The organism is Neokomagataea tanensis (genome assembly GCF_006542335.1).
GTDB lineage: Bacteria > Pseudomonadota > Alphaproteobacteria > Acetobacterales > Acetobacteraceae > Gluconobacter > Gluconobacter tanensis.
In genome coordinates this window covers 143,227-152,500 of record NZ_CP032485.1, presented here as the reverse complement: position 1 = coordinate 152,500, position 9,274 = coordinate 143,227, and the positions used below count along the sequence as shown (strand labels likewise).

At 50.7% G+C, this 9,274-nt stretch carries 7 protein-coding genes, 1 tRNA gene and 2 rRNA genes (1 of these 10 cut by a window edge); 7 read left to right on the top strand and 3 right to left on the bottom strand.

The genetic code is table 11. From position 1 onward, the window contains the following. From D5366_RS00705 to D5366_RS00695, 3 genes are all read left to right on the top strand, one after another. Window positions 1-1,681, top strand: a 23S ribosomal RNA gene (locus D5366_RS00705); it begins 1,056 nt to the left of the window's first position. A gap of 85 nt (window positions 1,682-1,766) precedes the next feature. Next, window positions 1,767-1,881, top strand: a 5S ribosomal RNA gene (rrf, locus tag D5366_RS00700). 48 nt (window positions 1,882-1,929) lie between these two features. Continuing rightward, window positions 1,930-2,006, top strand: a tRNA-Met gene (locus D5366_RS00695). A 260-nt stretch (window positions 2,007-2,266) separates the two neighbouring features. On the opposite strand, the gene D5366_RS00690 is transcribed toward D5366_RS00695, so the two are convergent. Next, window positions 2,267-4,495, bottom strand: a complete 2,229-nt coding sequence (locus D5366_RS00690; protein WP_141491862.1) for an FUSC family protein — start codon at window positions 4,493-4,495, stop codon at window positions 2,267-2,269. Between the two features lie 369 nt (window positions 4,496-4,864). On the opposite strand from D5366_RS00690, the gene D5366_RS00685 reads away from it, so the two are divergent. From D5366_RS00685 to D5366_RS00675, 3 genes are all read left to right on the top strand, one after another. Next, the gene (locus D5366_RS00685; RefSeq protein WP_141491861.1) at window positions 4,865-5,299 is read left to right on the top strand and encodes a MucR family transcriptional regulator; all 435 of its coding nucleotides are present in this window, start codon (window positions 4,865-4,867) and stop codon (window positions 5,297-5,299) included. A gap of 91 nt (window positions 5,300-5,390) precedes the next feature. Beyond that, complete coding sequence (sppA, locus tag D5366_RS00680) at window positions 5,391-6,344, top strand: signal peptide peptidase SppA (protein WP_141491860.1); 954 nt, start codon at window positions 5,391-5,393, stop codon at window positions 6,342-6,344. 32 nt (window positions 6,345-6,376) lie between these two features. Continuing rightward, window positions 6,377-6,682, top strand: coding sequence for an integration host factor subunit beta (locus tag D5366_RS00675; RefSeq protein ID WP_141491859.1), 306 nt, complete (start codon window positions 6,377-6,379; stop codon window positions 6,680-6,682). Window positions 6,683-6,703: 21 nt separating this feature from the next. Here the strand turns inward: D5366_RS00675 and D5366_RS00670 are convergent, their stop codons facing one another. Both D5366_RS00670 and trxB read right to left on the bottom strand, forming a co-directional pair. Then, window positions 6,704-7,597, bottom strand: coding sequence for a LysR family transcriptional regulator (locus D5366_RS00670; RefSeq protein WP_141493735.1), 894 nt, complete (start codon window positions 7,595-7,597; stop codon window positions 6,704-6,706). 114 nt (window positions 7,598-7,711) lie between these two features. After that, window positions 7,712-8,686 (bottom strand): thioredoxin-disulfide reductase, encoded by a 975-nt coding sequence (gene trxB, locus D5366_RS00665; protein WP_141491858.1) that lies wholly within the window; start codon window positions 8,684-8,686, stop codon window positions 7,712-7,714. Between the two features lie 98 nt (window positions 8,687-8,784). Here trxB and D5366_RS00660 point away from each other — a divergent pair, with 98 nt between their 5' ends. Further along, entirely contained in the window at window positions 8,785-9,267 is a 483-nt protein-coding gene (locus D5366_RS00660) for an Lrp/AsnC family transcriptional regulator (protein ID WP_141491857.1), read from the top strand. The last annotated feature ends 7 nt before the right edge of the window (window positions 9,268-9,274 follow it).

The following is a 9,274-nucleotide window of genomic DNA, read 5'->3' as shown; positions in this document are numbered from 1 at the left end:
ATCCTTTAAAGAAAGCGTAATAGCTCACTGGTCTAATAGAAACCCTGCGCCGAAAATGTAACGGGGCTCAAGTCACGTGCCGAAGCTGTGGGTGCATTCTTATGAATGCGCGGTAGCGGAGCGTTCCGTAGGTCTGCGAAGGAGGCGGGGTGACCCCCTCTGGAGATATCGGAAGTGCGAATGCTGACATGAGTAGCGATAAACAGTGCGAGAAACACTGTCGCCGAAAGTCCAAGGGTTCCTGCGCAAGGTTAATCCACGCAGGGTGAGCCGGCCCCTAAGGCGAGGGCGAAAGCCGTAGTCGATGGGAATCAGGTTAATAGTCCTGAGCCTGCTAGAAGTGACGAATGAGATATGTTGTTGGTTCTTATCGGATTGAACCAGCTTTTGGACCATTCCAGGAAATAGCTCTAGCATATAGACCGTACCCGAAACCGACACAGGTGGACTGGTAGAGTATACCAAGGCGCTTGAGAGAACGATGCTGAAGGAACTAGGCAAATTGCTCGTGTAACTTCGGGATAAACGAGACCCACCCGTGGGCAACCATGTGTGGGTGGCACAGACCAGGGGGTAGCGACTGTTTAGTAAAAACACAGGGCTCTGCGAAATCGAGAGATGACGTATAGGGCCTGACGCCTGCCCGGTGCCGGAAGGTTAAGAGGAGATGTGCAAGCATTGAATTGAAGCCCCGGTAAACGGCGGCCGTAACTATAACGGTCCTAAGGTAGCGAAATTCCTTGTCGGGTAAGTTCCGACCTGCACGAATGGCGTAACGACTTCCCCACTGTCTCCAGCATCGACTCAGCGAAATTGAATTCCCCGTGAAGATGCGGGGTACCCGCGGTCAGACGGAAAGACCCTATGAACCTTTACTGTAGCTTTGCAGTGGCATCAGGAAAATTCTGTGTAGGATAGGTCGGAGGCTTTGAAGCCGGGGCGCCAGCACCGGTGGAGCCATCCTTGAAATACGACCCTGAATTTTTCTGATGTCTAACCGAGATCAGTCAGCCTGATCCGGGACCCTGCATGGTGGGCAGTTTGACTGGGGCGGTCGCCTCCCAAAGTGTAACGGAGGCGCGCGATGGTGGGCTCAGGCCGGTCGGAAACCGGCTGTCGAGTGCAATGGCATAAGCCCGCCTGACTGTGAGAGTGACAGCTCGATCAGAGACGAAAGTCGGCCATAGTGATCCGGTGGTCCCACGTGGACGGGCCATCGCTCAACGGATAAAAGGTACTCTAGGGATAACAGGCTGATCTCCCCCAAGAGTCCACATCGACGGGGAGGTTTGGCACCTCGATGTCGGCTCATCACATCCTGGGGCTGGAGCAGGTCCCAAGGGTTCGGCTGTTCGCCGATTAAAGTGGTACGTGAGCTGGGTTTAGAACGTCGTGAGACAGTTCGGTCCCTATCTGCCGTGGGTGTAAGAGACTTGAGAGGATTTGTCCCTAGTACGAGAGGACCGGGATGAACGAACCTCTGGTGCACCGGTTGTCACGCCAGTGGCACAGCCGGGTAGCTAAGTTCGGACGGGATAACCGCTGAAAGCATCTAAGCGGGAAACCCACCTCAAAACTAGGTCTCATAGAGCCGTGCAAGACCAGCACGTTAATAGGCCGGGTGTATACGTACAGTAATGTACTCAGCTAACCGGTACTAATCGCTCATAATCCTCACACACAAACACATGCACAGAAATCAGTCACACTCAAAAATACACCAACCTCATCACCCTCCTCTACCAACACGAGGGTGAGCTAGAAGACCTGGTGGCCATGGCGAGGATCCTACACCCGATCCCATCCCGAACTCGGCCGTGAAAAACCTCAGCGCCTATGATACTGCACCTTAAGGTGCGGAAAAGTCGGTCGCCGCCAGGTCCCCTAGCTCACCCAATACACACACAAAAAAAACACACAAAACTCATCCGCGGGGTGGAGCAGCCCGGTAGCTCGTCAGGCTCATAACCTGAAGGCCGTAGGTTCAAATCCTACCCCCGCAACCAACTTTGGCGAACTCCCAGATAACACATAAACCGCACGGTCCGCGCGTCCGCCTGCGGATTTTTGCGTTTGTGCTGCGCACAATATGCCCTCAAGCACAACGATCAGTACTGCAAGCGCAAAGAATCTCTGAACGGATACCCTGTACAGCCAAGAAAAGCTAAGTGCAGAGATAAGACCTCAACTAAAAACTGCGCTATGTTAAATTGATGGTATCAATCATCTCAATAAAACGAGCGCAAAAGAGAAGCTGGGATAAGGCCTATTCCTCTCTGTTGCTGCGAGAGCTTACGTCAGATGGTTGTGCTAGTGGGCGGTATGATTTTTCCTCCATAAAAGGTTGTGTTGAATCGAGAAAATCGCGCGCAGTTCGCAAACTATGGGCGACCACGACGAGATAGGTGATCGCCCTTGTCAAATCGAGACGCGTTGCAAAGTCAGTTTCTTGCGGCGTGAGGACACGTAAACGTCTTACAGCTGTTTCAGCGATACGAGCTGCTTTGTCGTGCCGTTGAGTCGAATGTTCAATGTAATGGAGTGTAAGCTGAATAGGGCGGCGTGCGCTTTCAGGTAAGAATTCTCGTTCGAGTAGAGTTCTCAATCGAATAATGTTCAAACCAAGAGTCAACGTTGTGAGTGTGCCTATAATATAGGCTTCGACGAGGACCGTGTGGGTCGGGCCTGCATGTCTTATCAGGCGGGCGAAGCGATCGGTGTTGCGTCCAATCCAACTGTCACGTGACGGAGAATGGCTGAGCGAGGCTAGATTACGCAGTTCGCTCAACATAGTCAGGCGCAAACGAAGGCGTTCGTCAGAGGGATTAAAAGGTAGAATTGTTCTAAAGACTAAAACGCTAATGATGACCGCCATCATCGTGCCGGTGTTGTTATTGTAAAAAGCGACTTCATCTAAAATATGATGATTCTGAGGGTTGATCATTGCTGGTAGTAGGAGGCCGTAAGCCCCTGCGCCACCTGATGTGGCAGGGTTGGCTTTAGCCAAGCCACATACGAACATTGTTGGTGCCAAAAACAAAATTAGAATTTCTGACGTGGTCGCGCGCGGGATAAGAATAAATGTCAGAACCCAGGCAACAGCCAATGCCGCAAGGGCACCTTTAAAGAATTTCATACTGCCAAGTGCAGGGTTTTCGGTCGTGGCAAAGAGGCCGCATACGAGGGTTGTAATGGCTATAAAGCCCAATCCATTAGGCCAAGCTGTTACTTCATAGATAAATGCGGTTATCAGCACCGCGATGGCACCCCTCAAGCCATTCGAAACAGCTTCTCTGGGGTCTAGATGAGTTTCCCGGCGGAAATGGAAGTGATCTCCCGGGATAGCGTGTGTACTGGCTTCGTATTCCGCGATTGCGCGTTCAAGGTCACCCATAAGGTCACCGAGAGAGATAAAGAGTACGCGTTCATCCAGTGTTGCGTCGTCTCTCAACGGTGTTTTTGCAGTCTTAATAATAGAGTTATCTTCATGGGGGGCGGCATACTGATGGCAAACGTCGCGGAGATGCTGCAATTCTGCAAGAAGGTCATGCAAAGCACTCTGATCCGCTAAGCGGCGAGGAAAATCTTTTAAAAACAATAGAATTTCATCAGCGGCTAGTGAGAAATCCTCATGTTCGTGATGCAAAAGTTGAAGGCGCATAGCCATTCCAAACCCGCGAGACAGCAGGGCAGATACCGAAGCTAGCGCTGCGCGTGCGTGGTCGCCTTCGTGGCCGTGTGGACCCATTTCAACTTCTGCAAATTCAATTTGATCGTTGATTTGCAGCAATGTACCAAATTGCCGACGCGCTGCATTAATAGCGCCGCGGTCTTCGCCCAGAATGCTGCTTAATGTTTGTGTGACAAGGATGAGAGCGGATTGGATTTTTTGTCTAATTTGCTCCCGTGCGTGCCGTTCCTGTGAAGCGGCAAAAATAAGAGCTACGAAAGCTTCGCATAGGACGCCGAGGGTAATGTACGTCGTACGGGAAACGGCAATAAAAAAGATGTGGTTGGGGTCAGAGGCCGCATCCATACAAATGATGGAACAAGTATAACCTGCTAAGACGAGTGCATAAGCGCGAAAATTGCTAAAGAAAGTTGCAAAGCCGCTGCACAAACCGATCCAGATGGCAATCATGGGAAAGAATAGCCATGGGGCTTGGGGGCTCGCGCTCATAATAAACAGCGATGCGATGGCACCAAAAATAGTGCCAATAATGCGCCATTTAGCTTTTGATTGGCTTTCTCCACGGGTTGGCTGTGCAACCGCCCAGACGGTCATGGCAGCCCAAGCTGGGCTATCAAGCTCCATCCATAGCGCGATCAGCAAGGCGAGAAGCGCAGCAATAGTATTACGTATTGCGAAGGATAATGCGGACGCTGGAGGAGCAATGAGCCATTGGAAAGGAAGGGTAAAGGGCGCGCTATTGTCGTTTTTTAGTATGGTTTTAGGCTTTGAAAAGGGAAGACGAATATCGCTGAGTAAAGACATTATAAATTATCTTCGATGCAATGGCAGGTTGGAGCCAGAAAGTCTTGGGTCTTTTATACGTTCTTAAGCATGATAAAAAGAAATAAGTATCTCTGGAATATTTTCTTGAAACCATTTTTCGAAGTAAGACGTTGTTCTAGGCGAAGAGTGTTTGTAAATTTTTGTAAGAAAAGGATTCATTTAGAGTATGAAGCCTTCTCCGCAGACAATGCTTTTCGGTCAGGTATTAACTGACATTAACGATTATAATTATTTTAATCTTAATAACAAAAATTTTTATCTGTTGTTTTTATTTTTTTTCTTATGTATGGGTTTTGATATATACTTGCCAACTAATCTGGTTTGTTTGTCTTTATATGGGAGATGACCATGTCTGAAGTCAAAAGTGAAAAAACTCTTCTCGAATTAACCACGGAAATTGTTTCGGCTCAGGCCTCCCGTGGAAACGTAGATGCTGAAAAGCTCCCAGGGCTTATTAAGCAAGTCTATGACGCTTTAGCAGGCGCAGGCACGGCAGTTGAAGAAATCAAGCCAGAGCGTCCACAGCCAGCTGTGCCAATCAAGCGCTCAGTTTTCCCTGATTATATTGTCTGCTTGGAAGATGGCAAAAAGCTCAAGATGCTGAAGCGGCACCTCCAAAGTGCGTATAATATGACGCCAGAACAGTACCGTGAGCGTTGGGGTCTACCGGGTGACTACCCGCTGGTTGCTCCAAACTATGCCCGCCGCCGTTCAACTCTGGCGCGTGAAATCGGTCTGGGTCGCAAGATTAGCGCTAACAGTTCTGATAAAAAATCTTCTTAATAATAAAATAACTACCAATCAAATGGTAGAGTAGGTTTTCTGGGCGTTTCTCTGGTAGAGTATAATCTCTATTTGAGTAAGAGGGACGCCCGTGAATAACGACGCAGAAAAACGTATCATGTTGGCGCTGCAAAGACGCCGGCTCTTGCGCTGGCGTATAGGTGCCGTGCTGAGCTTTATTTTTGCATTTGGGGTGCTTGTCCTCCCAACCTCAATCAAACACAAATCAACAATATCCACGCCGCATATCGCGCGCATCACGATTGATGGCATCATCGGGGATAATGTTTCTCTCCAGGAACGCGCCATTTACCATGCCGCAAAAGATGAGAGCGTCACGGGTTTATTAGTTATTGTGAATAGTCCGGGCGGAGCCGTTACGGGTGGTGAAAGATTGCATAATGCCATTGAGCGTTTTGCGTCTAAAAAGCCTGTTGCTGTCTCCATGGGGGGATTAGGGGCGTCTGCGGCCTACATGCTCTCGGCGCCTGCACAGCATATTGTCGCTATGCCTTCAACGCTTACGGGCTCCATTGGCGTAATTTTAGAGCGTTATGATTTTTCTCCATTACTAGGGCGCTTGGGTGTTTCAAACGGCTCTATTATTTCCGGAGATATGAAAAACCAGACTGACCCAAGCGTGGCTCTGTCTCCCGGCGGTCGGGATATGCTCCAAGGTATCGTGCATGATTTATTCGACCAGTTTGTGACCATGGTTGCGCAAGGGCGTCACATGACGGTCGAGAAAGTAAAATCACTTGCGGATGGACGGCCTTACACAGGGCGCCAAGCGCTTGCTCTCGGTTTGGTTGATGAACTTGGAACAGAAAAAAATGCGCGTGACTGGTTAAAGCATCGTCTTAACATTACGAGCGCAACTTACCCTGTCTGCGACATTGCGAAAAAAGAAAACGCACGCAAGTTCTTTGGTATCCCTTACAAAGCCGTTATTGGTACTTTCTTGGGAGAAAGTGCTGCTCGCCGCTTTGAAATGGCCTCCACGATTGATACGCTTGACGGCCCGGTAGCCATATTGTCATGGTAGCACGATGAAATAATAAGTGAGGGCAGTAAGGTATGACGCGGTCTGAACTGGTAGCAATAGTAGCACAGCAACACGCACATTTACTGCCTAAGGACGTCGAGCGTATTGTCGACGTGATACTGGAAGAAATTAGCCTCGCCCTTGAAAAAGGGGATAGAGTCGAGTTGAGGGGGTTCGGCGCTTTTGTACCGCGCCAACGCCAAGCACGCACAGGGCGTAATCCTCGTACTGGCGAAACGGTAGACGTGGAAGAAAAAGTCTTTCCCTTTTTCAAGGCAGGGAAAGAACTGAGAGAACGCGTCAATGAGGGGGTTCTCTCCCCCCAGACGAAGGTTTGAACTTCGTCTGAGGGTAAGCCGTCAGGAATGTTTTAGAGCGTTGATCTCGGCTAGTAAAAAGTCCCTGAAAACAGCTATTCTTTTAGATGTTCGGAGTTCGTCAGGGTACACGAAGTAGGCTTCAACCTTGGGGGTAGGAATATCCTCAAGGATGCGTACAAGATTTGGGTGGGCCGTAGCAGAATAGAAAGGCAAGGAGCCAATCCCAATGCCCGATGCGATGGCCGTGGCTACGGCAGCGATGTTGTTTATTGCTAGGCGCATGCCTTTATAGGGGATGTTTTGACGGTGCAATTCGTCATTAAGCCAATTCACAACGGGTAGGGGCAAGTGCCACCCGGCGAAGCCAATAATCTGGTGGTTGGCGAGTTCCTCTAGTGTCTTCGGTGTGCCGTGCTCGGCCAGATATTCTGGGCTGGCGTATATAGGCATATCAAAATCAGCCAAATGGCGCTGCACCAAGTCAGGCTGTGTTGGAGGGTGAAGGCGAATCGCGACGTCTGCCTCACGCATTCCAAGGTCAAGCTCTTCATCTTCAAGAAGAAGAGAGACTTCAATTTCGGGATATTTTTCTAGAAAGCGATTAAGGCGTGGCGTTAGCCAGGATGCGCCAAAGCCCGTTGTTGTGGTGATTGTAATCTTGCCAGCTGCGCGCTCTTTGCTTTCGCTTAGGAAAGCTTGCGTTAGGGCCAGTTTAGAAAAGACGTCGCGTACAGTGCGGTTAAGCACTTCGCCTTGTTCGGTCAGGATTAGGCCGCGTGCATGGCGGTGAAATAGCGGAACGCGCAGCACTTCTTCGAGGGCAGAGATCTGTCGGGACACTGCCGATTGGCTAAGGTTTAGTTTATCCCCCGCATGCGTAAACGAGCCTGCCTCAGCGACGGCATGGAAAATGCGTAGTTTGTCCCAGTCCATATGATGATCGTCCCGTCCGCTGTGGCGGCGGTCCTCTTCCTTCTTAACCATAGATATATCATTTGCTTCGGAGTTTCGTATTAAACACGAAACTGTCCGAAGCTTCGACTAGGGTCAAGTTTTTGTCATAGCTGGTATGTTAGAAATGAAGCGTTCAGCCTCTAACGCAGCCATGCAGCCGGTGCCAGCTGCCGTGACCGCCTGCCTGAAAATACGATCCTGCACGTCACCAGCAGCAAACACGCCCGGAATTGATGTCTGAGTACCGCCTGCTTCGGTGATGATGTAGCCGTCTGCGTCACACGCGACTTGTTCACGGAAGGGACCAGTATTCGGGTGATGGCCGATTGCAACAAAGACGCCATCGACATCAATGCGGGATAGAGCGCCGGTCTCGGTGTTTTTAAGCTCTACAGCCTGCACAACTTCAGGTGTGCCGCCACCAATGATGTCATTTACGGCGACATTCCAATGGGTTTTGATTTTCGGATGTGCCAGCAGGCGGTCCTGCAAAATACGCTCAGCGCGCAATGTGTCCCGGCGATGGATGAGGTGTACGGTCTCGGCATGGTGGGTAAGGTAAAGTGCTTCTTCGACGGCCGTGTTCCCGCCACCTACGACAGCAACAGTTTTGCCGCGGTAGAAAAAGCCGTCACACGTCGCACATGCGGAAACACCACCAGTGCGCAAGCGTGTCTCAGCTTCAAGGCCAAGCCACTTCGCCTGTGCGCCTGTTGCAATCACAACCGTACGCGCACGGTATTCATCGCCCGAGTCGCCCTTGAGATGAAAATATCCGTCTGCATCCTGGCCATTTTTTAATGAGGCTTCTGTGATGAGATCGTAAACAATGTTTGTCCCGACATGTTCGGCCTGTGCGCGCATCTGCTCCATGAGCCACGGCCCTTGGATCGGTTCAGCAAAACCGGGATAATTTTCAACGTCTGTCGTAATCGTTAGCTGTCCACCGGGCTGCATACCAGTCACGAGGATTGGCTTCATGCTCGCACGAGCAGCGTAGATCGCAGCTGTGTATCCGGCTGGTCCAGCGCCTACGACAAGGAGATCAGTGTGGTGAAGAACGCTCATACCCATTCCAATTTAATGTTGTTGCCCTTCATATAGGGGTTTCAACGGCACTTGCCATCTTTCCGGACGGCTTTACCTGCCATATATGTCGGGATGACATGAACACAACGCACACTTTGCCCTCCGCTGACCTTGATGCCATTGACCGGCTGATTATCGCCGAACTTCAGGTTGATGGGCGTATGACGAATGTGGAACTTGCCCGACGCGTAGGCATTTCCGCACCTCCTTGCCTTCGGCGCGTGCGCCGCTTGGAGGAACTTGGTATTATCCGTGGTTACCACGCAGACGTTGATCCGGCCTTACTGGGCTGGTCTATCGTCTTCTATGCGCTGATCGGCTTGGACAGTCAGCGCAACAGCGTCTTGGCTGCTTTTGAGGCGCAGGTAGAAGAGTGGCCCGAGACACGTGAATGCCACATGATTCGCGGCGGGGGAGATTTTCTCGTGCGCTTGGTTGCAAGAGATGCGGCACACCAGAACGTTCTGACGCGCCGCCTCACAGAGAGTCCCAACGTCGTGCGCGTTCAGACATTGCAAACAATACAGACAAGCCGCTCGCTCGCTGGCGTCCCGATCTAATTGAGTG

What these genes read in the sequence shown, in the direction of transcription:
- D5366_RS00660 (WP_141491857.1), top strand. Translation starts at nt 8,785, where the DNA reads ATGAACACAACGCACACTTTGCCCTCCGCTGACCTTGATGCCATTGAC.
- D5366_RS00670 (WP_141493735.1), bottom strand. Translation starts at nt 7,597, where the DNA reads ATGGACTGGGACAAACTACGCATTTTCCATGCCGTCGCTGAGGCAGGC.
- D5366_RS00690 (WP_141491862.1), bottom strand. Translation starts at nt 4,495, where the DNA reads ATGTCTTTACTCAGCGATATTCGTCTTCCCTTTTCAAAGCCTAAAACC.
- trxB (WP_141491858.1), bottom strand. Translation starts at nt 8,686, where the DNA reads ATGAGCGTTCTTCACCACACTGATCTCCTTGTCGTAGGCGCTGGACCA.
- D5366_RS00675 (WP_141491859.1), top strand. Translation starts at nt 6,377, where the DNA reads ATGACGCGGTCTGAACTGGTAGCAATAGTAGCACAGCAACACGCACAT.
- D5366_RS00685 (WP_141491861.1), top strand. Translation starts at nt 4,865, where the DNA reads ATGTCTGAAGTCAAAAGTGAAAAAACTCTTCTCGAATTAACCACGGAA.